The sequence below is a fragment of the Hymenobacter gelipurpurascens genome (assembly GCF_900187375.1).
In the GTDB taxonomy this organism is placed as follows: Bacteria; Bacteroidota; Bacteroidia; order Cytophagales; family Hymenobacteraceae; genus Hymenobacter; species Hymenobacter gelipurpurascens.
The window spans coordinates 1,163,397-1,187,148 of sequence record NZ_FYEW01000002.1; the positions used below are offsets into that span (position 1 = coordinate 1,163,397).

At 59.1% G+C, this 23,752-nt stretch carries 17 protein-coding genes and 1 riboswitch; of the genes, 9 read left to right on the plus strand and 8 right to left on the minus strand.

What is annotated here, in order from left to right:
- Positions 1-20: 20 nt before the first annotated feature.
- The 6 genes from CFT68_RS16790 to CFT68_RS16815 all read right to left on the minus strand — a co-directional run bounded on the left by CFT68_RS16790 (position 21) and on the right by CFT68_RS16815 (position 7,827).
- Positions 21-1,358, minus strand: a complete 1,338-nt coding sequence (locus CFT68_RS16790; RefSeq protein WP_088844675.1) for a family 1 glycosylhydrolase — start codon at positions 1,356-1,358, stop codon at positions 21-23.
- Positions 1,359-1,454: 96 nt separating this feature from the next.
- On the minus strand, positions 1,455-3,146 hold the full coding sequence (locus tag CFT68_RS16795) for a GMC family oxidoreductase (protein ID WP_088844676.1): 1,692 nt from the start codon (positions 3,144-3,146) through the stop codon (positions 1,455-1,457).
- A gap of 138 nt (positions 3,147-3,284) precedes the next feature.
- Entirely contained in the window at positions 3,285-3,884 is a 600-nt protein-coding gene (locus CFT68_RS16800) for a gluconate 2-dehydrogenase subunit 3 family protein (RefSeq protein ID WP_088844677.1), read from the minus strand.
- Between the two features lie 286 nt (positions 3,885-4,170).
- Positions 4,171-5,169: an SDR family oxidoreductase gene (locus CFT68_RS16805; protein WP_088844678.1), complete on the minus strand. Its 999-nt coding sequence runs from the start codon at positions 5,167-5,169 to the stop codon at positions 4,171-4,173.
- A gap of 233 nt (positions 5,170-5,402) precedes the next feature.
- Entirely contained in the window at positions 5,403-6,536 is a 1,134-nt protein-coding gene (locus tag CFT68_RS16810; RefSeq protein WP_088844679.1) for an alkene reductase, read from the minus strand.
- 169 nt (positions 6,537-6,705) lie between these two features.
- The gene (locus tag CFT68_RS16815; RefSeq protein ID WP_088844680.1) at positions 6,706-7,827 is read right to left on the minus strand and encodes a PA14 domain-containing protein; all 1,122 of its coding nucleotides are present in this window, start codon (positions 7,825-7,827) and stop codon (positions 6,706-6,708) included.
- Positions 7,828-8,260: 433 nt separating this feature from the next.
- A riboswitch (SAM riboswitch) is annotated at positions 8,261-8,374 on the plus strand.
- 71 nt (positions 8,375-8,445) lie between these two features.
- Between CFT68_RS16815 and metH the strand changes: the two genes are divergently transcribed.
- The 9 genes from metH (at position 8,446) to CFT68_RS16855 (ending at position 19,375) form a co-directional block, all read left to right on the plus strand.
- Positions 8,446-12,156 carry a methionine synthase gene (metH, locus tag CFT68_RS16820; protein ID WP_088844681.1) on the plus strand — a complete coding sequence of 1,237 codons (3,711 nt, stop codon included), beginning with the start codon at positions 8,446-8,448 and terminating at the stop codon, positions 12,154-12,156.
- A 184-nt stretch (positions 12,157-12,340) separates the two neighbouring features.
- Positions 12,341-13,297, plus strand: coding sequence for a methylenetetrahydrofolate reductase [NAD(P)H] (metF, locus tag CFT68_RS16825; protein WP_088844682.1), 957 nt, complete (start codon positions 12,341-12,343; stop codon positions 13,295-13,297).
- 124 nt (positions 13,298-13,421) lie between these two features.
- Positions 13,422-13,901, plus strand: coding sequence for a tetratricopeptide repeat protein (locus tag CFT68_RS16830; RefSeq protein ID WP_088844683.1), 480 nt, complete (start codon positions 13,422-13,424; stop codon positions 13,899-13,901).
- A 269-nt stretch (positions 13,902-14,170) separates the two neighbouring features.
- Entirely contained in the window at positions 14,171-14,746 is a 576-nt protein-coding gene (locus CFT68_RS16835; protein ID WP_088844684.1) for an energy transducer TonB, read from the plus strand.
- A 101-nt stretch (positions 14,747-14,847) separates the two neighbouring features.
- A complete protein-coding gene (locus tag CFT68_RS16840; RefSeq protein ID WP_088844685.1) occupies positions 14,848-15,360 on the plus strand; it encodes a hypothetical protein in 513 nt (170 codons plus the stop codon).
- A gap of 65 nt (positions 15,361-15,425) precedes the next feature.
- Entirely contained in the window at positions 15,426-16,943 is a 1,518-nt protein-coding gene (locus CFT68_RS16845; protein WP_088844686.1) for an N-acetylmuramoyl-L-alanine amidase, read from the plus strand.
- A gap of 343 nt (positions 16,944-17,286) precedes the next feature.
- Positions 17,287-18,690, plus strand: a complete 1,404-nt coding sequence (locus CFT68_RS16850) for an OFA family MFS transporter (protein WP_088844687.1) — start codon at positions 17,287-17,289, stop codon at positions 18,688-18,690.
- 27 nt (positions 18,691-18,717) lie between these two features.
- Entirely contained in the window at positions 18,718-18,864 is a 147-nt protein-coding gene (locus CFT68_RS21850; RefSeq protein ID WP_170934842.1) for an MFS transporter small subunit, read from the plus strand.
- Positions 18,865-18,943: 79 nt separating this feature from the next.
- Positions 18,944-19,375, plus strand: coding sequence for a putative signal transducing protein (locus CFT68_RS16855; protein ID WP_088844688.1), 432 nt, complete (start codon positions 18,944-18,946; stop codon positions 19,373-19,375).
- 96 nt (positions 19,376-19,471) lie between these two features.
- Here CFT68_RS16855 and CFT68_RS16860 read toward each other — a convergent pair whose 3' ends face one another.
- Both CFT68_RS16860 and CFT68_RS16865 read right to left on the minus strand, forming a co-directional pair.
- Positions 19,472-22,162, minus strand: coding sequence for a glycoside hydrolase family 3 C-terminal domain-containing protein (locus tag CFT68_RS16860; RefSeq protein ID WP_212590428.1), 2,691 nt, complete (start codon positions 22,160-22,162; stop codon positions 19,472-19,474).
- 252 nt (positions 22,163-22,414) lie between these two features.
- On the minus strand, positions 22,415-23,644 hold the full coding sequence (locus CFT68_RS16865) for a molybdopterin molybdotransferase MoeA (RefSeq protein ID WP_088844690.1): 1,230 nt from the start codon (positions 23,642-23,644) through the stop codon (positions 22,415-22,417).
- Positions 23,645-23,752 lie beyond the last annotated feature (108 nt).

Sequence of the window (23,752 nt, forward strand, 5' to 3'; positions counted from 1 at the left end):
CTCTAGTTGCTAGGCCAGTTCTATTTCTCCACTTTCAGCGTAGCGGGGCGGCTAGTAAATTCGAACATTTCGCCGTGGGGCATGATGGTGATTTGGCCGAACTCGCGGATCATCATTTTGTAGCTCTCCCCTACCGGCCGAATCTTACGGTCCAGATCATACAGGCCGCAGGCATTGACGGACATGCGCTTTTCGGCGAGGCTAATGTCCCAGTCGATTTGATCGAGGAGGCTGTACCACGTGAAGCCGACTACCGGCACGCCATCCTGGCGGATGCGCTGCACATTCACCCACTGCTTCCAGAGCCAGCACTCGGCGTCTTTGGCGTTGAAGGTGTTGGTTTCGGTGTGGAACACAGGCTTGCGGTAGCGCTCATAATACTGGCGCGTCATGGTGTACCAGCCCAGCACGTCTTCGGCGGCGCACCAGTTGCCATCGGGCTTGATAATCCGCTCGTTGCGGCCATAGTAGTCGTTGCCCATGATCTGGTAGCCGGGCGGCTCACCGGCCATAAACCAGTCGAGCTCCTGCCGTGTCAGGCCATTATCGAGACAATAGATCAGGACTTCCGAGTCTATAGGGTGCGCGTACAGCAAGTCCAGGGACAGGAAGCGCAGCTTGTTTTGCAGGCAGATTTCCGGCGTGGGCACGGCGCGCATCTCATGGATAAACTCCGCCGATTCGCTTTGCACGATGATGCAGTCGGGGCGGTACTTGGCAATCTGCTGGTTGCCCATGATGCTGGCCGCCGCAATGTGCTTCATGGCCGTGATAAAGGCGCGGTCATCCTTGAGCTGCTCGTTCCAGATGCCGTCTTTAGCCGAGGCCCTGGCCGTTACATATATCTCGTTTACAGGCGTATAGAAGCGCACCCACGGGTAGCGCCGGGCTACGGCCCCGCAGTACTCGGCAAAGTGCACCGGCAGCTCGGGGTTCTGGAAGTTGCCAATCCAATCGGGCACGCCAAAATGCATGAGGTCCAGGATGGGCGTGATGCCCAACCGCTGGATTTCGGCCATGGCTTTATCCGCAAACTCCCAATCAAACTTGCCCGGCGCTTTATGGATGAGGTAATACGGGAGGTTGTAGCGCAACACCTTCAGACCCATTTCCTTCACTAGGCCCAGGTCTTCCTTGTACCGGTTGTAGTGGTCAGTTTCCGCTAATAAGTCGCGCCGGATGGTACCGTTGGCAATAGTAGGATACGAGCACTCAATGCCCGTGGCAAACATGAAGTTGCCTGGGCTATTGGTCGGTAGGCCACTCCCGTCGTGGCCGGCCGCGCCGCCGTACTCGTCGCCCTCATAGAGGCCGTCGCCGAAGTTGGCTTTAATGTGGGTCAGGAAGCTTTTGGCCATGGTAAAAGGGAAAGGCTGCGTTAGTCACACAGCTAAATACTTGATGAAGCGGACGCCAAATAAAGCATGCCGTTCTTCTATATGATGTTCAACTTATCACCCATCCAGCCGCTGTTGGGCGGCCAGGAATTTATCGGCGGTACGCAGGCTGAGGGCCATGATGGTGAGAGCCGGATTGACGCTGAGGGCGCTGGGGAATACGGAGTTGTCGCAGATGTAAAGGTTGGGTACGTCGAAGGCGCGACCGTCGGCATTTACTACGGCATCGTCGCCGGAGAGGCCCATGCGGGCCGTGCCGATGGTGTGGGCGTAGCGCTCGAAAGCCCAGATGTCGCGGGCACCGGCGGCTTCCCAGATCTGGCGCATAATGCGCTCGGCGTGGGCGTTCATGCGCTGCTCGTTTTCCTGGGCCGTGAAGTGCACGCGTGGTTTTGGCAGGCCCCGGGCGTCTTTTTCATCAGACAGCTCCAGGAAGTTGGCCTCGTGAGGCAGGCAGTCACCGAGGATGTTGATGCCGGCTGTGTGGTTGTAGCTGCGCATGTAGTCGCGCAGAGGCTGGCCCCAGAGCTTGCGTTGGCGCACCATTTGGGAGGCAAACGTAACGGGCATCACGCCAATGCTTTGCAAGAGGTAGCCCCCCGCAAAATCAGCATCGCTAGGCCTATGCGTGTCTTCGGAAATGAGTCCGCCGGGAATGCCTTTGTAGGGCCGAATGTCCTCGTCGAAGGTGCCCCACACCTGCATGCCAGGGTGCGCCATAAAGTTCTTGCCGACTTGCCCGCTGGTGAGAGCTAGCTCATTGAGCAGCAGCAACCGTGGAGTTTCTACGGCTCCTGCACACAGGAACAGGTGGCGGCAGCGCTGGCGCTTCTGCTGGCCCTGCTGGGTATAGACCACGGCCGTCACGCGGCCTTGAGCATCGCGCTCAATCTCCGTCACGAAAGCATCAGCCCTGATTTCGGCGCCGTAGGCCTCTGCCAGAGGCAGGAAGGTTACGTCCATACTGGCTTTGGCGCCGCGGTTGCAGCCGGCCTGGCAGAAGCCGCGGTTGGTGCAGGCCTCGCGCCAGCCAATGCCTTCTTGGTAATAGCGCGCCGACAGTGCCGCGTTGGCCGCCGGCGATGTCTTGATGCCTAGGCCTAGGCAGGCTTTCTGCATGAGCAAAGCCGCCCCATTCAGGGGCAGCGGCGCCAGCGGATAGCCCTTGCGGCGTTTGGCATCCCAAGGGTACGGCGTGGGCCCACTGATTCCCAAAAAGTGCTCCAGCTCCTCGTAGTAGGGTTCCAACTCCTCAATGCCAAAAGGCCAATCCACTCCTTTGCCAAAATCCGTGAACAGCTGCAAGTCGCCGCGGTGGGCGCGGGGGGTGTAGGCGGTGTAGTGCAGGGTTGAGCCCCCCACGCCGGTACCGGAGTTGTTGTTGCCGAAGGCCACCGGGTTCTGGCCCGCTGAGAGGCGCTCATCATTCCAGAACAGGAAATGCTGGGCCTTTTCGTCGGTGGCGTAGTCCTTTATGGGGTCGCGCCTTGGGCCGGCTTCCAGCGCCACCACCTTCAGGCCCGCCATGGCCAGGCGCGCCAGTAGCGGTGCCCCACCTGCACCGGTGCCAATCACCACGCAGTCCACCACTTCATCGGGGTCGGGAAGCGGGGCAGATTGCTCTAGTTCAATAGGTGCTTCCGCCAGTGAGGCGTCGTTTTCGGCTAGTATGCTTTTTAATAAAGGGTCCTGAATTTCAGGTTTTGCCGGGTTCAGCACGCCTTCTTCCAATACTTCTTCGTCGGGCATATGCGGTGAAATAGGGAGATAGTAACTAAGTGACTTCGTGAGAAGGTGAAATAGTGAGTTTGACGTCCGACTGCCCTAGACCGCACTACTGGCGCATGTTGCGCAGAGAGAACATCAACTCACTAGGTCACTGAATCACTATTTCACCTCTTCCGGCTCGCGGGCCTCCAGTTGGTTGGGCTCGATGTGGGTCCAGCCGGGAACATCGGCCATGCCCACATACCCGATTTCTTCCTGCGCCAGCGGGTGCGAGTAGTAGGCTTCCGTAAGCTCGGCCAGCAACTCCTCAAAAAAGCGCGTAGCGGGGAGCTGCTGCCAGTTGTCGCCGGGGGCATTGGCCAGGGCCACCGCCTCGATAATCTGGTCTTGCTCGGCTCCGGTGAGCTCCGTAAAGGACCGCTGAAACTGCGCCTGCGCGGCTTGGTTGATACCCCCTAGGCCTAGGCGGTAGGCCTCCCGGTCGGGGGGCATGACATCGTAGCGCCAACCATCGGAGTCCCCTTCGGCGAGGCGCTTATCTAGTACTGGGGCTAGCTCAATGGGCTGCTCCCGCTCGGGCTGGGGGTAGATGCGGGCCGCCACGGAGCGGAGCAGCTCGTAGGTAGCCTCGTCGAAAAACTGGGGTGTATAGAGCGCGTTGTCGAGGCGGGGTAGTAGGGCTGCGCGGGTTGCTTCCGTCACGAGGTCGGTCTGGAGCAGGGCACGCACGGTGCCTTCGGGATAATGAGGGGAAGCCATGGGAAGTAAAATCAACCGTGAGATACAAGGGCTTACGGCATACTGACGAGCTAGGCCAGTCGAATGTTTTAGCTGAACTATAAAAGCGCCTTTTCCGGCTGAAAGAGGCGCTTTTAACCGTGGTAGTACTACTGTTTAAAGACCGTCATGCTGAGGATGTCGAAGCATCTCTACTAGTTCTCTAGGCCAGTAGTTGGCCAGAGGTAGAGATGCTTCGGCAAGCTCAGCATGACGTTCCTTTATCTGTCGCATTTCGCCTAATCACCCCATCACCTCGTCACTTCGTTCACTGGTCGCTGCTCATTTTGCCGCCGGTTACGTGCACCAGGGAGCCGGTCATGAAGGAGCCATCTTGGGAGGCAAGCAGCACGTAGGCGGGGGCCAGTTCTTCGGGCTGACCAGGGCGCGCTAGGGCCACTTCGTAGCCGAACTTCTCGATTTCCTCGCGGGGCATGGTGCCGGGGATGTTGGGCGTCCAGACGGGGCCAGGCACTACGCAGTTCACCCGGATGCCTCTTTCGCCGAGGTAGGTGGCTAGGCTCTTGGTGAAAGCATGAATAGCCGATTTGGAGCTGGCGTAATCAATCAGAATTGGGATGCCGGTGAGGCCTACAATGCTGCCCGTGTTGATGATAGAGTCGTCTTTTTTCAGGTGCGGAATGGCGGCCTGGGCCATCCAGATGTAGCCGAGGATGTTGGTATCGAAAGTGCGGCGGATTTGCTCCTCGGATATGTCCTCGAACTTCTCGGCGCTCATCTGGAACGCGGCATTATTGACGAGGATGTTGAGGCCGCCGAGCTCTTTGCGGGTGAGGCGCACGGCTTGTTTGCACTGCTCCGGGTCGCGCACATCCAGTTGGAGCAGCAAGCACTTACGGTTCTGGGCTTCGATGAGGCGCTTGGTTTCCTCGGCGTCCACGGTGTTTTCGTTGTAGAGCACGGCTACGTGGGCGCCTTCCATGGCAAACGCCACGGCCACGGCCCGCCCGATGCCAGAATCGGCGCCCGTAATCAGCGCAATCTTATCCTGCAGTTTCCCGGCCGCTCGGTACGTAGAGAAGTTCATGGCCGGCTGCAGCTTCATATCGGCCTGCTTGGCTGGGTACGGCAGCGTTTGGGCGTGCTGCTTCATCTCTTTGGCCGTAGGCCGCTTTACCGGCTTGGGCGCTTCAGTAGCCGAGGCCGCAGCCTTCTTAGCGGCCGGCGTGGCAGAGGTTTTTTTGGTGGAAGCGGCCTTGGCAGCCGGCTTAGCAGAACTAGAAGCAGAGGTTTTTTTAGCGGCCATCGGCGTAATGCATAAGGGTGAAGTAATTTGCTTACGCAAATCCGGACCTCGACAGCTAAACCCCACCCCCGGCCCCTCACCTCCGGGAGAGGGGAGCCAGACGGCTGCTATTCCAGAACGTACTCCTCTCCCGGAGGTGAGGCGCCGGGGGTGGGGTACCCGCATAAGCAAAAACCCGCCCCAGCTTGCGCTGAGGCGGGTTTTCATTGTCAGACAGGCCTAGGCCTGTTCTGCTAGTTGTTCTGGTAATCAACGGGCTCTTTTACGTCTACGCCCTGGTCTTGCAGGGAGGGGTAGTCGATGTAGCCTTTGTCGCCGGGCACGTAGAACGTGCTGGGGTCGGGGGTGTTGAGGGCGGCCCCGATGCGGAAACGCTCTACCAGGTCGGGGTTGGCGATGAACGGCACGCCGAAAGCAATTATGTCGGCTTCGTTGTTGGCCAGGGCTTCTTCAGCGGTTTCTTGGGTGTAGCCACCGTTCAGGATAAAGGTACCGTTGAAAATTTTGCGCAAGTGCGCCGCTACGGCCGGCGCCTTCGGTTGCGCCATTGGGTGACCGGGCAGGGCCTCAATTACGTGCAGGTAGGCCAGGTTGAACTGGTTCAGCTGCTCGGTGAGGTAGCTGAAGGTTTTCACCGGATCGGAATCCTGGATGCTGGCGCTGCCCTGCGGCGAGAGGCGGATGCCCACGCGGTCGGCACCCAGCTCGTCTACCACGGCTCGCACCACTTCCAGTGCAAAGCGGGAGCGGTTTTCTACGCTACCGCCGTACTCGTCGGTGCGCTGGTTGGAGCCATCCTGAATGAACTGATCGAGCAGGTAACCGTTGGCGCCGTGGATTTCCGCGCCATCAAAGCCGGCCAGCTTGGCGTTACGGGCTGCCTGACGGAACTGGTCTACTACTCCCGGAATTTCTCTCAGCTCCAAGGAGCGCGGCGCAGGTACATCTTCAAAGCCCTGGCCGGTGAAGGCCTTGGCGCCTTCGGGCTTAATGGCAGAGGGACCTACCGGCAGCTCCCCATTATGGAAGAATGGGTGCGATACCCGGCCTACGTGCCAGAGCTGAATGAAAATGCGGCCACCAGCAGCGTGCACCGCATCCGTTACTTTTTTCCAACCAGCTACCTGCTCCTCCGTGTAAATACCAGGAGTGTTGATATAGCCCACGCCCTGGGGCGATACCTGCGAACCTTCCGTGATAATCAGGCCGGCTGATGCGCGCTGCACGTAATATTTTACCACTGATTCGGTGGGAACGGTGGCCTCGTTGGTGGCCCGGCTGCGGGTCATGGGAGCCATAGCAAAGCGGTTGGGCAACGTAAGCGCGCCCACTTGCACAAGCGTAAATAACTTGGTGTTGTGGCTCATAATGAAGACGAATTTCGGGAATCAGCTACGTGCCGATTCGCGAACTGTAACTGGTGTTGCTACATATATGTTTTCGTCTTCGCTACTTTTTTTCATCCTGACGCCTTTGCCAGGAAGGAGAGCCCAGCAGCGCCCAGTTGTTTTTATTAGGCCTGTTGACAGGCATTACCTACTGCACTACCACTTCCACGCGGCGGTTGCGGGGACGTAGCTGCGGGTCGCGGTTATCGGCCACTGGCCTAGCGCCGCCGTAGCCGCGGGCCGTAAGCCGCACCGAGTCGATGCCCTGTTGCACCAGGTACTGCCGCACCACGCGGGCGCGCTGCTCGGAGAGGCGCAGGTTTAGGGCCGCTTCGCCCACATTATCGGTGTGGCCGGCAATTTCCAGCTGCATGGTGGGCTGCTCGCGCAGGGTGCGGGCCAAGGCGTTCAGGGTGGGGCGGGAGCTGGGCAGCAAGGTCGCGGTGCTTTGCGTGAAGTAGAGGTTGGGCAGCGTCACGGCCGCCCCTTTGCTGAGACTTGCCACGTCCGGGAGGTTAACAGGTGTGGTATCTGGCGCTACGGATTTTAAAGGCGCAGGCTTTGGGACAACGACTGGCCTAGCGCGGCGTGCTACCCGTGGAGCTACTGCAGGTGGTGTTGCAACCATTCTTCGGGAGCTGGGCGCTAAGGGAGCTGCAGGCGTTTTAACCGGCGCTACCGCCACAGCAGGCGCCGGCTTAGGCTTAGCTTCTACCATCATTAAAACATTGGCCGGTATGTTCTCATACAGATTGGCGCTCGGAATTGGCTGGGGCTGATTCATCACCTCTGGCAGTTGCCACGCCAGTTGAGCCTTAGAGTCCCGGTCAGATTGATAATACTCTACCCGCACCGCGTAGTAACCGCCAGCTTTCATTTTGAGGTGCGCCGTGGAGATGGTAGCGGGCTGATTGCGCCAGGAGTCCAGCACTTTCTTACCGCCAATCCAGACGCGCATGCCGTCATCGGTGGCAATCTGGAAGGTGTAAAGCCCCGTTACCGGCGCGTAGATGTGCCCGGCCCAGCGCACCGAAAAATACTCGCCCGGCACGCCTGGCCCCGGCGACACAAAATGGTCGCCGTTAGGGCCGATAGTCCAGTTAAAGTCAATACCTGGGTCAGTGCGCGTCAGCACTAACGTCTCAAAGTTCTTGCCCCCGTAGTATTGCCCGCGTAGGCCAGTGCCGGGCTGATGCTGCGCCAGCGCTAGGCCACTTATTAGCAGTAAAGCAGTCGTCAGGCCTGCACGATAAAAAGATAAAGAAACCATAACAGCTAGGTGATAAAAGATTGAGCTTAAGATGCACACCGGGCCTTGTGCTGCAAAGTCTATTCAACGAGTACAGAGCTTAAGCTCAACGAACCGATTTCTCAAGTATATATAGTATTCCACCATTTTGTATAAGTAAATCTCATGCTGAGCATGTGGCGCATCAAGCCAGAGACTGAAGCATTTCGCGTACTGACGCTACAGTAGTAATAGCCCTCCCGCCCGTCATCCTGAGCTTGCGAAGGATCTTATCAGGTCTGACCGACTGGCCTAGCGCCTCGTGCTACCGTGAGAAGATCCTTCGCAAGCTCAGGATGACGGGCGGGAGGGACGGACAACAGTTAACTGTCCTAATAAGCTATTTGTGCCCCGTAGGCCACTCCAAAACCCGCCACATTGAAATTTGAAGATTCCCGTTGTATCTTCGCTGTGTTACTTATCCAGAAAGACCGAGGGATTGGGCCCTATGACGTCTTAGCAACCTGAAATAAAACAAGGTGCTAATTCCCTTTTCAAACCGTTTCGGCGGTCTGGAAGAAGATAAGAACAGGACGCGCTTCCCGCACGGCTCTCTCTGGATAGGCACTTTTTCGCTGCCGAAATACTTGAAGAGCCGATATGCCGACCGTCACTGACTCCCCGCTCCACGATATTCTTGCCAAGCGCGTCCTGATTCTGGACGGTGCTATGGGCACCATGATTCAGCGTCATAAGCTGGAAGAGGCTGACTTCCGTGGCTCACGCTTCGCGGATCATCCCAAGCCTCTGCGCGGCAACAACGACCTGCTCAGCATCACGCGCCCCGACATCATCAAAGGCATCCACGCCGACTACTTCGCGGCCGGCGCCGACATGGTGGAAACCAACACGTTCAGCGGCACTACCATCGCCCAGGCAGATTACGCCCTGGAGCACATCGTGTACGAGCTCAACTACGAGTCGGCGCGCATTGCCAAGGAGGTAGCCGACGATTTTACGGCCCAGAACCCCAGCAAGCCCCGCTTCGTGGCCGGCGCCGTCGGCCCCACCAACCGCACCGCTAGCCTCTCCCCCGACGTGAACCGCCCCGGCTTCCGGGCCGTGACGTTTGATGAGCTGGCTACGGCTTACCACGAGCAAGTGCGTGGCCTAGTAGATGGTGGATCCGACGCTCTGCTCATCGAAACCATCTTCGACACGCTGAACGCTAAAGCGGCGTTGTACGCGGTGCAGAAGTTCTTTGATGAAGGCGGCCGCGTGGTGCCCATCATGATTTCCGGTACCATTACCGACGCTTCCGGCCGCACTCTCTCGGGGCAGACGGTGGAGGCCTTCTGGAACTCGATTCGCCACCTGCCCCTGCTGAGCGTGGGCCTGAACTGTGCCCTCGGAGCCGATCAGTTGCAGGTGTATATCAAAGAGCTGAGCCGCATTGCTGATGTGCACATATCGGCTTACCCGAATGCCGGTTTGCCGAACGCGTTTGGCGGCTACGATGAATCGGCCCAGGAATTTGCAGGGGTAGTAGAAAACTACCTCAAAGAAGGCCTCGTGACGGTGGTAGGTGGTTGTTGCGGCACTACGCCTCAGCACATTGGAGAACTGGCCCGCCTGGCAGAAAAGTATGAGCCGCGCAAGCTGCCGGAGCTACCCAAAGTAACTCGCCTGAGTGGCCTAGAGCCCTTCGGCATCACGGAAAACAGCCTGTTTGTGAACGTAGGTGAGCGGTGCAACGTGACTGGCTCCCGGGCCTTTGCTCGCCTCATCCGGACCGGCAACTACGAAGCCGCCCTGCAGGTAGCCCGCGACCAGGTGGAAGGCGGCGCCCAGGTTATCGACGTGAACATGGACGAAGGTATGCTCGACTCGGAGCAGGCCATGACCACGTTCCTGAACCTCATTGCCTCGGAGCCCGACATTTCGCGGGTGCCGATTATGATTGACTCCTCGAAGTGGAGCGTGCTGGAAGCCGGCCTCAAGTGCGTGCAGGGCAAGAGCATCGTAAACTCTATCTCGCTCAAGGAAGGTGAGGAAACCTTCAAGGAGCGCGCCCGCACCGTTCGGCAGTACGGCGCCGCCGTGGTGGTTATGGCCTTCGATGAGAACGGCCAGGCCGACACACTGGAGAAGCGCATCGAAATCTGCCAGCGCAGCTACGACATTCTGGTGAATGAAGTAGGCTTCCCCGCCGAAGACATCATTTTCGACCCCAACATCCTGACGGTAGGCACCGGCATGGAGGAGCACCGCAACTATGCGCTGGACTTCATTGAAGCTGTCCGCTGGATCAAGCAGAACCTGCCCGGCGCCCTCACCAGCGGCGGCGTCAGCAACATCAGCTTCAGCTACCGCGGCAACGACGTGGTGCGCGAAGCCATGCACTCGGCCTTCCTCTACCACGCCATCCAGGCCGGCCTGGATATGGGCATCGTGAACCCCAGCCAGCTGGCGGTGTACGACGAAGTACCCAAAGATCTGCTGGAGCTGGTGGAAGACGTGCTGCTAAACCGCCGCCCCGACGCCACTGAGCGCCTCGTCGACTTTGCCGACACGGTAAAGCAGAAGGACAAGGTGGAGGTAGTAGCCGACGCCTGGCGCAGCTTGCCGGTGAAAGAGCGTCTGCAGCACGCCCTGGTGAAAGGCATCACGGAGTTCATCGACCAAGACACTGAGGAAGTGCGCCAGCAAGTAGCTAGGCCACTCGAGGTGATTGAAGGCCCCCTAATGGCCGGCATGAACGTGGTGGGTGACCTGTTTGGCGCGGGCAAAATGTTCCTGCCTCAGGTAGTGAAGTCGGCCCGTGTGATGAAGAAGGCGGTGGCCTACCTAGAGCCTTACCTACTGGCCGACAAACAAAGCGGCGACCGGCAAACAGCCGGCAAGATCCTGCTGGCCACGGTGAAAGGCGATGTGCACGACATCGGCAAAAACATCGTGGGTGTAGTGCTGGCCTGCAACAACTTCGACATTGTGGACTTGGGCGTGATGGTGCCTTTGGAGAAGATTCTGGACGAAGCCGCCAAGCAGCAGGTAGACGTGATTGGCCTGAGTGGTCTGATTACGCCTTCGTTAGATGAGATGGTGTATGTGGCCCAGGAAATGGAAAAGCGCGGCCTTAAAACGCCGCTGCTCATCGGCGGCGCCACCACCTCTCGCCTCCACGCTGCCGTTAAAATTGCGCCAAATTACTCAGGCCCCATAGTGCACGTGAACGATGCATCCCGCTCAGTAGGCGTGGCCGCGGCCCTGCTGGGCTCTGCTGCTGTGGAGTACGCCCGCACCGTGCGCGAGGAATACCGCCAGCTCCGCGAGGATTACGCCGGCCGCCAGCGCGAGAAAAGCTACCTGACCATTGAAGCCGCCCGCGAAAACGGGTTCAAGGCCGACTGGGAAACCAGCCGCATTGTGAAGCCAAGCTTCCTAGGCACTAAAACCCTGGAAGACTACCCGCTGGCCGAGCTGGCCGAGTACATCGACTGGACGCCCTTCTTCCAGACCTGGGAGCTCAAAGGCCGTTACCCCCGCATCCTCACCGATGAGAACGTAGGCGAGGCCGCGACCCAGCTTTTCAACGACGCCCAGAAGCTGCTGAAGCAAATCATCGACGAGAAGCTGCTCACGGCCCGCGCCGTAATAGGCTTCTGGCCCGCCAACACTGTAGGCCACGATACCATCCAGATTTTCAAGGACGACACCCGCGAGGAAATCCAGACGGAGTTCTTCACTCTGCGCCAGCAAAGCGAGAAGGCTCCCGGCATACCCAACCTGGCCTTCTCCGACTTTGTGGCTCCACGCGAAACCGGCCGCGAGGATTACATTGGTGGGTTTGCCGTGACGGCAGGCCTAGGCATTGAGAAGCTGCTGGAAAAGTACGAAAAGGAGCACGACGACTACTCCAGCATTATGGTGAAAGCCCTGGCCGACCGCCTCGCTGAGGCGTTTGCTGAACGCATGCACCAGCGCGTGCGCGAAGAGTTCTGGGGTTACGACCCAGCCGAGAACCTCTCGAACGAAGACCTCATTCAAGAGAAATACAAAGGTGTGCGCCCCGCCCCCGGCTACCCCGGCTGCCCCGACCACACCGAGAAAATCACCTTGTTTGAACTGCTCGACGCGGAGAATAACACCGGCATCCGTCTCACCGAGAACCTGGCCATGTACCCCGCCTCCTCGGTCAGCGGCCTTTACTACGCCCACCCTGATTCCCGCTACTTCGGTCTTGGCCGCATTGGCAAAGATCAGGTAGAGGACATTGCTGAGCGCAAGCACATGCCACTACCGGAGCTGGAGCGCTGGCTGGCCCCCAACCTGAACTACGACCCGGCCAGCGTACCTGTGACGGCGCTGTAGGCCACTAAAAACCAGTTTCCCTCCTCAGATGAGGAAGGGCTACGGGTGGTTGAAAAACTAAAGCTAGAGACTACAACATGTTATCGTTCTAGGCCACTTCAACTACCCCCAACCCCTCCTCATCTGAGGAGGGGAGTTTAGATTACTACTCCCTCGACTCACTAGTTACCTGCTAGTGCTCTATATGAAAGTAACCGAACACCTGACCCGCGCCGACGGCAAGACGTTGTTTTCCTTCGAGGTACTGCCCCCGAAAAAGGGCGAGAACATCCAGAACTTGTTCTCGAATATTGAGCCCTTGATGGAGTTCAAGCCACCGTTTATCGACGTGACGTACCACCGCGAGGAGTACGTGTACCGCCAACACCCCAACGGGTTCCTGGAGAAGAAAACGGTGCGCAAACGTCCCGGCACGGTGGGTATTTGCGCGGCCATCAAAAACCGCTTTGATGTGGACACGGTGCCGCACCTGATCTGTGGCGGCTTCTCGAAAGAAGAAACCGAAAACGCCCTCATCGACCTGCACTTCCTGGGCATCGACAATGTGCTGGCCTTGCGCGGCGACCCAATCAAATCAGAAGGTCACTTCAAACCCGACCCCGATGGCCATTCCTATGCCGCCGACCTTATTGGGCAGGTAGCCGACCTGAACAAGGGCGCTTATTTGGATGAGGAACAGGACGATACGTGGGCTACCAACTTCTGCATTGGCACGGCGGGCTACCCCGAGAAGCACTTTGAGTCGCCGAACTATGCGGCCGATTTGCGCTACCTCAAGCACAAGGTAGACCGCGGCGCCGACTACATCGTGACGCAGATGTTTTTTGATAATGAGCAGTTCTTCAAGTTCGAGAAAAGCTGTCGGGAAGCGGGCATCACGGTTCCTATCATCCCAGGCCTCAAGCCGCTCACAACGAAGAGCCAACTGAGCATGCTGCCCCGCTCCTTCTACCTTAACCTACCGGAAGAACTGGCCGATGCCGTGCACCTTGCGCCGGACAACAACGCGGCCCGCGAAATCGGGATTGAGTGGTGCATCAACCAGAGCAAGGAGCTGATGGCCCACGGGGTGCCCTGCCTGCACTACTACAGCATGGGCAAGTCGGAGAGCATTCGGCGGGTGGCGGCGGCGCTGTTCTAGGCCACTTTGCACTACTTATCTTGAGAAGGATCTGAGAACATACCGGGAAACCGCAGCTGTTTTCAGATCCTTCTTTTGTGTTAGAAATCCGTATAGAGGCACTTTGCGCTTCCAACCTCGCCTTATGTCTACCCTCGACGAACTATTTGCTCGCCTGCGCGAAGCCACGGCCCCCGCCGAAATTGAAGCGTTGCAGGATGGCATCTGGCAGATCTGGCTGATGGCAGGCCACCCCAAACTCGATAAACACTTAGAGGCCGGCATGCGCGCGCTGGCAGCCGGCGACTATACCCTCGCTATTCAGGAGTTTACGGTGTTGGTAGAGAGCAGCCCAAGCTATGCTGAGGGCTGGAACAAGCGGGCCACCGCTTATTACATGCGCGGGGAGTACCGGGCCTCCCTCGATGATGTGCGCCAAACGCTGCGCCTAGAACCACGCCATTTCGGGGCGCTGTCGGGCAAGGCCACCATGTTGCTGCATCTGGGCGATGCCGCAGGTGCCTTACGCGCTTTGCAACAGCTTGAGCGCCTGTGCCCCAACTGGCCGGGCCTGCAAACCCGTCTACGCGACCTGGGAGACCAGCTAGATGAGAACAGCTGGTAAAAAGTAAGCACTTACTATTGTTGAGTGCGCGGATAGTTGTAAATTTCCCGGACCTAGTGTCGTCAATGGCTGCTCCCACCGGCTTGTTGGCGTCTTTATTTCTGCTCTAGGCCAGTGTATGATGGTCCCACCTGCTTTTTTTCTGTTACATCTGCTTTTTGCAGATTTATAACAAAACTAATATTTTCTTTTCTTTTTCATTTTACCCGACTAGCTCTTAGTTGGTTATTTGCCCGCGCTCTTTCCTCCCCCGCAATCCCACTCGTTACATGAAAAAACTCTTACCCCTGATAGTACTACTTGCCCTGCTGAGTGCTGGTTCCACCCAAGCCCAAAAGCTTAAAAAAACCGAATGGGAAAGCGGGCAGATAGAAAAAGGCGAAAAAATTGGGGTGTGGGAATATTACGCCTATACCCGCGACGGCCGGCAGGTTATTACCCAGAAATACGACCACACTGCTAAGAAGCTGCTCTTTTTCCGCGATTTTGACGACGTGACGTACGCTGTCCAGAAGGCCAGCGGCGACTGGAGCCGCGAGCATCTAACCCAGCCGCCGCTGTTCCTGGGCGGCGATGCGGCGCTGTCTCCCTTCATGAGTAAGCTCAACTACCCAACCCAGGCGCAGAGCAAGAACATTCAGGGGAAAGTGCTGGTATCCTTCGTGGTAGATACGCTGGGCCGCGCCGCTGACCACAAAGTAATGCTGGGTATTGGGGGCGGCTGCGATGAAGAAGCACTACGCGTGTGCCGCAATATCCCAAACCAGTGGCTGCCGGCCCGCATTGGCAGCCGCGCAGTAGTGGTGCGCCACGAGCTGCCGTTTACCTTTCGCCTCGCCCAATAAGCCCCTCGCTTACAGCGAAATAGTGGCCTAGCGTTCAGCTATGTAGCCATTCCTGGCTTTGACCCGTACATTACGGCATGAAACGAGCTATTCTCTTGCTTTTGCCCGCAACCGTACTGCTGGCGCCCCTCCTCACCAGCTGCGACAGCACCCCACGTGAGCGTCAGGAAGTGGTAAGCCAAAGTGCCCGCCGACTGGATACCCTGGCCGACCGGGCCGCGGATAAGATAAAAGTGGCCGGCCACCGCGCGGCCCGCTTCGACTCTGCTTCCAAGGCCCGCTCCCGGCAGCCACTGGATAAAGCGGCTGAGTCTACCTTCACTAATGAGCTACTGGGCACCTACGCCACCATTGAGCAGCTTACCCCTACTACCATTGAGCCGGCCTATGTGCAGTTTATGCAGCAGGTGCGCGCCCACCGCAAGCAGTGGACCCAGCGCGACTGGGACTACGCCACGGCTATCAGTCGCCGCCTGAACGCGCAGTTCCGCGCTATCCGGCTCGATATCAAAGGACGCGATGAGCTGCATATCCGGGCGCTCCAGACTGAGTTTACCGCCCTGGAAACCGGCCGCGATGTGAAGGACTTGGGCCAGGCCGTGAAGCAGCCGTAGGCCACTCTTTCCCGTTTTTTTCGAAGCCCCGCCCTGCGCGGGGCTTTTTGCTTATCTGTGGTGTAATGAATGTAAGTGTAATGCTCCTGACTGGCCTACTGATGGGGGGCCTTTTGCTGGCACCTCCCGCACACGGGCAGCAGGCGCCGCTGATTGAATCGGCGGAAACGGTACCGGCCACCGACCAATGGCTGAGCCCCGGCGACCGGCTGCAGGTTCGCCTCGTAAGCCAGTCGGGGGCCCGCGTTACGTTCCTCAACGGCCAGCCTCTACTGGAACTGGACCCTACTCTGACGCAGGGAAAACGGGGTATCTACCAGGCTACCTATGTAGTGCAGCCCGGCGACACCCTGCATGATCGGCCCATTCGTTTTCAGTTCGTCACGCCGGATAGTGTAATAGCAACGGCCCAGAGCAAAAGCCTTGTCCGCTTTCTGAACCCCAATGAGCCGCAACTGGCCCTCACCAGAGGCGACCTGGCTTACCTGAACTATGGGTTGGGCGAAGACCGGCTGGGCGGGGCCAAGCTTGGCTACCTCGATTCGTTGGTGATGCTGCATCTCACGGGCCGTGTGGGCAAGCAGTACCGGGTGCAGCTAAGCCAGACCCAAACGGCCTGGGTGCCGCAGGAAGTGGTGCGCCTGTTGCCGCCGGGTGGCTTCGCGCCCACGTCTCTTACCGGTTCCTGGAGTGTACAAGGCGATTCGCTGGTTGACTACGTGCGGGTCCCCCTCACGGCCCGCCTGCCCTACCGCTCGCAGCTGCTCACGGAACCCAGCCGACTTGTGGTAGATATTTATGGGGCTACCTCCAACACCAACTGGATAACGCAGCGGGATGGCCTGCAGGAGCTTGGCGATGTGACGTATGAACAGCTGGAGCCCGATGTGTTTCGGATGGTGCTGCACCTGCGCCACCGCCAAAGCTGGGGCTACCACATCAGCTACCGCGGCAACACATTGGAAATTCGGGTGAAGCGGCCACCGCAGAAGCTGCGTTTGCGTGGCTTGGTGGTGGCGGTTGATGCCGGGCACGGCGGTACCAATGTGGGTGCCACCGGCGCTAGCGGTGCCCGCGAGAAAGACCTCACGCTGGCCATTGCCCTGCAGCTGCGCCAAGAACTGCAGCGGGCAGGAGCCCAGGTACTGATGACCCGCGAAACCGACGCCACTGTGGATAACGGCGACCGGGTACGGCAACTCCGCCGGCTCAACCCCGATGTGCTTGTGAGCATCCACGTCAATTCTTCGGGCAGCGCTACGGTGCGCGGCACCAGCACCTACTACCGCTACGTGGCGTTTCGGCCGCTTTCGGTAGCGCTGTACGAGCAGATGCGGGAGACTGGCCTACCGGGCTTCGGCAACGTGGGCAGCTTCAACTTCGGGCTGAATGGACCTACGGAGTACCCCAATGCGCTGGTGGAAACGGCTTTTGTCTCGAACCCCGAGGACGAAAAGCTACTGACCTCACCCGAGTTTCAGCAACGGATGGCCAGGGCCATGCGCACTGGCCTAGAGCAGTTCCTGAAGCATAGCCGCGCAAAAGGCCCTCGGGGCTGGCTGCTAGGCCAGTCTGCGCGGTAGTGGGCGCATGGGTCAGATTCAGCCTCTGGCAAAAGCTATATCCTGACCAACTAACCGGTGAAAAAGCGAGAATAAATAAGAACGAAGAATATTCATGTATCTACATCCTTTATTACCACAGTGCGTATTCCCCTACTCAAATGCTTCTGCCTACTTGCTGGCTTACCCTAGGTAGCCTGGGAGCTGGCTATAGCTAGTTAGCAAAAAATAGTCGCCGACTGACAGAAAAGCTCAGCTAAGCTTCTACCTTACTGGTTGTCAATCCGTACAGCCGGAAACTCTTCTGGTTTCTACAGTTGGCAACCTGTTCTTTCACCTACTTACCCAAAACTCCCCACCACTTATGGCAAACGTTTCTCTACTAGACCGCAGCCGTACAATTGCCGGGCCGGGCTACAACCGGTGGCTGGTGCCGCCGGCCGCACTGGCCATTCACCTGGCAATTGGACAGGCCTACGCCTTCAGCGTATTTAAAAAACCTCTGGGCGCTTTGCTCAGCGGCGATGTAGATCATCCGGCCGCCGGCGACTGGACCCCGGCCCAAATTGGTTGGATTTTCTCCATTGCCATTGTGCTCCTAGGCCTGTCGGCGGCCATTTTTGGAAAGTGGCTGGAGCGTGTTGGGCCGCGCAAGGCCATGCTGGCGTCGGCGCTGTGCTTTGGTGGGGGCTTTCTGATTGGCTCCTTGGGCGTGCATCTGCATAGCCTGGCCCTGCTGTACTTCGGCTACGGTTTTGTGGGTGGCATTGGCCTGGGCATCGGCTACATCTCGCCGGTAAGTACCCTGATTAAGTGGTTCCCCGACCGCAAAGGCGTGGCTACCGGCATGGCGATTATGGGTTTTGGAGGCGGCGCCATGATTGGCTCCCCGCTGGCCGTTGCCCTGATGGCACACTTTAAAGACTCTGCACCGCAGGGTGTGGCGCCCACCTTCATTGTGATGGGCATCATCTACTTCCTGTTCATGCAGTTCGGCGTCTGGACCATTCGGGTACCCGCCGACGATTGGGCTCCGGCCGGCTACGTGCCCAACGCCGAGCATTCAGCCCTTATCACGAGCGGCAACGTATCGGCCGACAACGCCATCAAAACCCCGCAGTTCTGGCTGCTATGGGTGGTGCTGCTCACCAACGTAACGGCTGGTATCGGCGTTTTGGAAACCGCTTCGCCGCTTATTCAGGAAACCTTCTCGGATAAGGCCATGGGCGCGGGCCGCGGCGTAACCGTAGCAGCAGCGGCTGGCTTCGTAGGCCTGTTGAGCTTGTTTAACCTGCTGGGCCGCTTCTTCTGGTCATCAGCTTCCGATAAGCTGGGGCGCAAAGTGACATATGCCATCTACTTTGGCTTGGGCATTCTGCTGTACGCCCTGGTACCAACGCTAGGCCAGAATCTGCAGCTTTCGCTGTTTGTGGTGGTTGCTTGCGTGATTATCAGCATGTACGGCGGGGGCTTTGCTACCATTCCGGCGTACTTGTCTGACCTATTTGGCAAGTACCAGGTGGGTGCTATTCATGGCCGCCTGCTTACTGCCTGGAGCACGGCCGGCGTGCTGGGCCCCCTCATTGTGAACTACCTGCACGAGAGCCGCAAAGCCGAAGGCTTTACGGGCGCCGCGGCCTACCAGACGGTGTTCTACACCATGGCAGGCCTATTGGTAGTAGGCCTGCTGGCCAACCTAGCCGTAACAGCCGTAAACGCGAAGTACAACGAGAAAGGCCCTGTAACGGCAGAAGCCGGCGGCCACTAATTCCCCACCTCTTCAGCCTGACTTACCATGAGTGTACAAACAAATCCTTCAGCCCCTGCTCCCACGGAAACCAGCTCGGGCGCTATGCTGGCTATATCGTGGCTATTTGTGGGCCTTCCACTGGTCTGGGGCGTAACCCAGACGTTCGTTAAAGCGCTGGCCTTGTTTCAATAGACCGCAGTCTGTCGTATTTTCCCTCTTCAGAAGCACCCAATTGGGTGCTTCTGTTGTTTGGCATGAAACCCCAGCTTCCATGTTTTCTGATTCTACCGATGGCCCGGCCATCGTTTTGCTCCAGACTTTTGCGGATACTATTGCGGCCCACCTTGCCAAAAACCGGCTGGATGCGGAGGGCATTCCGTGCTTTCTGAGCAATGAGAACCGCCCGTACGGCTCGGTGCTGTCGGGAGGCGTGCGCCTCTACGTGCGCGAGCCGGACGCACCTGCCGCCCATGAGCTGCTGCTGCCTCAGCACTCGCCCATGCATGCCCTCCCCGACCAGCCCGAGGGCCTGGAAGCTGCCGCGCCGCGCTGCCCCCGCTGCCACCACCACGACGTGGTATGCCGCCACACGCCCCAGCCCGCCGACAGCCTGCTTACCAAGCTCCGCCTCTGGCTGCTGGCCCCCGAAGCGCCGCAGTGCCACTGCTTCAACTGCGGCCACGAGTTTGAGCAGACACAGTAGGCCACCTGCTCTTCTATTGCTTACCAATAGCAAAAGCCCGCGCACCTAGAGGTAGCGCGGGCTTTTATTTGGAGTTGCTAGGCCACTGCCTGCTCGCTAATCAATAGCTACGCTTTTGCCCGTCAAGGTCATATCAGCTTTAAGCACGTTGCCCGCTGCCACCGACTGGCCTAGCGGCTGGCCGCCGCCCGCGAAGAGCTGCACCTTGCCTGGTTGCTCCAGGCGCTGGGCCTGCTCATTGAGGCGGGAGAGCTGTCGGGGCGTGAGCGTAAACTGCACGGTCTTTTTCTCACCGGCCTTCAGGGGCACGCGGCGGAAGCCTTCCAGGGCGTGCAAGGCCACGCGGCCTTTGCCGTCGGGGTGGCGCACGTAGAGCTGCACCACCTCATCGCCGGGGCGCTTACCGGTATTTTGTACCTCCACGCTTACGGTCACGGGCTTACCGGTTTGGGCCGTGGAGGCCACTTTCAGGTTGGTGTATTTGAAGCTGGTATAGCTTAGGCCGTGCCCGAAGGGATAGAGCGGCGTATCCTTGAAATAGCGGTAGGTGCGGCCCGCCATGTCGTAGTTATCGAAGGGCGGCAGCTGGCTTTCCGACTTGTAGAACGTGACCGGCAGCCGGCCCGCGGGGTTGTAGTCCCCGAAAAGCACATCGGCCAGGGCCGTGCCGGCGGCCTGGCCCCCGTACCAGCTATTGACCACTGCGGGCAGGTTAACGGCCTCCCACTGGCACCCGATGGCGCTGCCGGTCATCATCACGAACACCACCGGCTTACCCGAGGAGTGCAGCACCTTCAGTAGCTCCGTCTGCACCTTGGGCAGCGCAATACTGGTTCGGTCGCCGCCGCTGAAGCCTTCCACATTCACCTTCATTTCCTCGCCTTCGAGGCGGGGCGAGATGCCGCCCACAAACACAATAGCATCGGCATCTTTCACCTGGCCTAGAATGTTCTGCGCATTCATGGGCACTACGTGGGCGCCGGTGAACTTAAGAATGGAGCGGCTCACGGCCTGAAAGTATTCAATCCTGATATCCAGTTTCTTACCGGCTTCTACTTTCATCGTGTGTTGGGTAGTAGACACACCCCGGCTGTTCCAATTATCTACCACCAGCTGGTTGTTGATGAACAGCCGGTAGCCATCGTCGCCGGTAATCTGGAAGGCCATTTCCTCTGACCTCTCGGGCGTGAACGTGCTCAGGTAGCGGGCCGAAATATTCTCCGAGGGCAAGCCCTTCACTATTTCCTGCTTGGTGTTGGCCAGGTAACGGTCTAGGCCACTTTCCTGCACGGTAGCTACGGGCGCGCCTTCCAAGTTAGTACCCCGGAAGTACTCGGCCCGGAAGCCCGGCTTGCTCTCATAGGCCAGGTTCCTGTTCAGGTCGAAGGTTTCATAGACGATGTTACTGGCATAGTCAACCCCCTGTATGTAGTTCACTTGCGTGTTTTTGCCCACTTTCTCCCGGATGCCCATCAGCGGCGTCACGTTGCGGGTCGGGAACCCATTGTAGTTGCCGAGCTGCACGCTTTCGTTGTCGGCATTGGGGCCGAGCACTACGATTTTCTTCAGATCCTTGCGCAGCGGCAGGGTGTTGCGCTCATTCTTTAGGAGTACCACCGACTCCTGCGCCATCTTGAGGGCGTGCGCCTGATGCGGGCCGCTTTCCACTACGCTCATCGGAATGCGGGCGTACTTCACGCGCTCCACGGGGTCGAACATGCCCAGCTGGAACCGGATTTTGTAAAGCCGCTTCACCGATGTATCCAGCTGCTTCTCCGTAATCAGGCCTTTCTGCACCGATTCCAGCAGGGAGTTGTACGTAAACAGCTTGCCCGTAGCGCACTCAATATCGGTGCCGTGCAACACGGCGTTGGCGGCCGCAGTGGCCGCATCGGGGTCGGTTTTGTGGTGCTGCCAGAAGTCGTTCAGTCCGTCGCAGTCCGAGGTGACGTAGCCCTTGAACTTCCATTTCGTGTAGAGAATATCGTTCATCAGCTTGTCGCTGCCGCAGCAGGGCTGCCCGGCGTAGGCGTTGTAGGCGCACATTACGCCGGCCACCTTGGCATCTACCACCAGGTCGCGAAACGCGGGCAAGTAGGTGTCCCAGAGGTCGTAATCGCTGATTTGAGCGTTGTACTCGTGGCGCGATGACTCGGGGCCGCTGTGCACGGCGAAGTGCTTGGCACAGGCCGTGATTTTGAGGTACTTCGGATCATCGCCCTGAAAGCCGCGCACCAGCGCCGAGCCTAGCTGGCCCGTGAGGTAAGGGTCTTCGCCGTAGGTTTCCTGGCCCCGGCCCCAGCGCGGGTCGCGGAAGATGTTGATATTGGGCGTCCAGAAGGTGAGGCCCTGATAAATACCCCGTTCGCCACGGCGCACATATTCCTGGTGCACCGCCCGCGCCTCATCCGACGTGATGGTGGCCATCCGCAGCATAGCTTCCTGGTCGAAGGTGGCGGCTAGGCCTATGGCTTGCGGAAACACCGTGGTTTTCATGCTGGTGCGAGCCACCCCATGCAGCGCCTCGTTCCACCAGTTGTAGGCCGGTATCCCCAGCCGATCAATGGCGGCTGAGGCATTGAGCATCTGGGACACCTTCTCCGGCAGGGTCAGGCGACCCACCAAATCATCCACGCGCTGGTCGATGGGCAGATCGGGGTTGCAGAAGGGAAGGTCGTCGGCAATACCTACGGAGGCTTGCACACTGGGGACGACGCTCGGGTGAGGCTGGCTGGGCACTGCGCCCATAAGCGCAGCCAGCCCCAGGACGAGGAGTGGGTTCTTCATCTATGGTCAGGTGAATGTTCGTGGTCCACCAGACCCATGACAACCAACCGCTGCCCGTAGGCCAGGGGCTACTTCATGTCCTGATGACGCCTCACTAAAGTAGGCGCCTCTCCCGCAGATGCCCAGCAACCGGACTGGCCTAGGCCAGAAATAAACTCTGCAATCGTTTCAGATAGCCCTTTTTGCGGTGCAGACTGGCCGTATTTCCTGTTCACGCCTACACTGTGGCCCGCAGCCGCATGCGGAAGTGGCCTACCGAAACCGCCAGGCAGGCAGTACGGTGCCTTGTGGGAAGACCTCCTGCTCGGCGGGCAGTTCCAGAAAAGCTTGGCAGGCCAGCAGGCTGGCCTGGTCGCCGGAGCCGCCGGCCCGCTCGGGGTATGCCAGTATGCAGCCAGTAGGAGTGTGCTCCAGACTTACCAGCAGAAAGTGCGTGAGGCGGGGCTTGAACTGCACCTCCTGAGCCAATACAACAGGAACCGACCCACCTAGCACAGACTCCTCATAGTCAGCTGGTTGTTGCACGGCCAGCAGCCAGGGCCGGGCGTAGCGGTAGAAGTTGACGAAGGTAGAAACCGGGTTCCCGGGCAAGGCAAACACCGCGGCACCGCCCGGCTGCTGCCCAAACCAGAACGGCTTGCCGGGCCGCTGCTGCACCTCATGAAAAATCTGCTCTACCCCTATCTCCCGCAATACCTCGGGCAGGAAGTCGGCTTTGCCTTTCGAGACGCCCCCGCTCAGCAGCACGGCATCGTAGTTTTCCAGCAAATCGGGCAGGCCTAGGCGCAGGTCATCGGGGTCGTCGTTGAAGTGGAAAGCGGTGGCCTCGGCCCCGGCCTGCTGGGCGGCGGCCTGCAGCATAAGCACATTGGAGCGCCGTATCTGGTGGGGCTCGGGCTGCTGCGTGATGGGCACCAGCTCGTCGCCGGTACTGACCACGGCCACCCGGGGGCGCCGCGTAACGGCCACCAGCGCAGCGCCTACAGTAGCCGCTACCGCCAGCTCGGCGGGGCCTAGCACCGTACCAGCCGGCAGCAGCAAGTCGTCCTTGTGGCGGTCGGCGCCTTGGGCGTGCACATTGAAGCCGGTGCGCGGAGCCCCCACCTGTACTTGCGCTACCCGGTGGCCCGCCTCATCCGTCCGGAACGTGACGTCCTCATACCGAATAACCGTATCGGCCCCTTCCGGCAGCGAGGCGCCCGTCATGATTTCGATAGCAGCGGCAGAGTCCTGGAGGGGCCGCGGAACTTGGCCGGCAAACTGGGTGTGCTCCACCAGGAACTCCATTTGGCCCGCTGCCAGCGCCTCATAGCGCAGCGCAATGCCATCCATGGCTACCCGGTTGAAGGGCGGAAAATCGCGGTCGGCGTAGAGCGGCTCCCGCAGCACCCGGCCTGCCGCAAGGGTCAGGGAGATATACTCCACCGACAAGGGGCGGATGGTGGCGGCTACAAGGCGGGTGGCTTCTTCGACGGAGAGCATAGAGCGGAAAAGGACGGTGGACAGACGCATCTTTGCATCTTGGCGGTGCGGAGCACTATGGCGCCACGGAAAAGCAAAGTACTGGCCTAGCCGGTTTGTTCACTAGCG

What these genes read in the sequence shown, in the direction of transcription:
- CFT68_RS16790 (WP_088844675.1), bottom strand. Translation starts at nt 1,358, where the DNA reads ATGGCCAAAAGCTTCCTGACCCACATTAAAGCCAACTTCGGCGACGGC.
- CFT68_RS16795 (WP_088844676.1), bottom strand. Translation starts at nt 3,146, where the DNA reads ATGCCCGACGAAGAAGTATTGGAAGAAGGCGTGCTGAACCCGGCAAAA.
- CFT68_RS16800 (WP_088844677.1), bottom strand. Translation starts at nt 3,884, where the DNA reads ATGGCTTCCCCTCATTATCCCGAAGGCACCGTGCGTGCCCTGCTCCAG.
- CFT68_RS16805 (WP_088844678.1), bottom strand. Translation starts at nt 5,169, where the DNA reads ATGGCCGCTAAAAAAACCTCTGCTTCTAGTTCTGCTAAGCCGGCTGCC.
- CFT68_RS16810 (WP_088844679.1), bottom strand. Translation starts at nt 6,536, where the DNA reads ATGAGCCACAACACCAAGTTATTTACGCTTGTGCAAGTGGGCGCGCTT.
- CFT68_RS16815 (WP_088844680.1), bottom strand. Translation starts at nt 7,827, where the DNA reads ATGGTTTCTTTATCTTTTTATCGTGCAGGCCTGACGACTGCTTTACTG.
- metH (WP_088844681.1), top strand. Translation starts at nt 8,446, where the DNA reads ATGCCGACCGTCACTGACTCCCCGCTCCACGATATTCTTGCCAAGCGC.
- metF (WP_088844682.1), top strand. Translation starts at nt 12,341, where the DNA reads ATGAAAGTAACCGAACACCTGACCCGCGCCGACGGCAAGACGTTGTTT.
- CFT68_RS16830 (WP_088844683.1), top strand. Translation starts at nt 13,422, where the DNA reads ATGTCTACCCTCGACGAACTATTTGCTCGCCTGCGCGAAGCCACGGCC.
- CFT68_RS16835 (WP_088844684.1), top strand. Translation starts at nt 14,171, where the DNA reads ATGAAAAAACTCTTACCCCTGATAGTACTACTTGCCCTGCTGAGTGCT.
- CFT68_RS16845 (WP_088844686.1), top strand. Translation starts at nt 15,426, where the DNA reads ATGAATGTAAGTGTAATGCTCCTGACTGGCCTACTGATGGGGGGCCTT.
- CFT68_RS16850 (WP_088844687.1), top strand. Translation starts at nt 17,287, where the DNA reads ATGGCAAACGTTTCTCTACTAGACCGCAGCCGTACAATTGCCGGGCCG.
- CFT68_RS21850 (WP_170934842.1), top strand. Translation starts at nt 18,718, where the DNA reads ATGAGTGTACAAACAAATCCTTCAGCCCCTGCTCCCACGGAAACCAGC.
- CFT68_RS16855 (WP_088844688.1), top strand. Translation starts at nt 18,944, where the DNA reads ATGTTTTCTGATTCTACCGATGGCCCGGCCATCGTTTTGCTCCAGACT.
- CFT68_RS16860 (WP_212590428.1), bottom strand. Translation starts at nt 22,162, where the DNA reads ATGAAGAACCCACTCCTCGTCCTGGGGCTGGCTGCGCTTATGGGCGCA.
- CFT68_RS16865 (WP_088844690.1), bottom strand. Translation starts at nt 23,644, where the DNA reads ATGCTCTCCGTCGAAGAAGCCACCCGCCTTGTAGCCGCCACCATCCGC.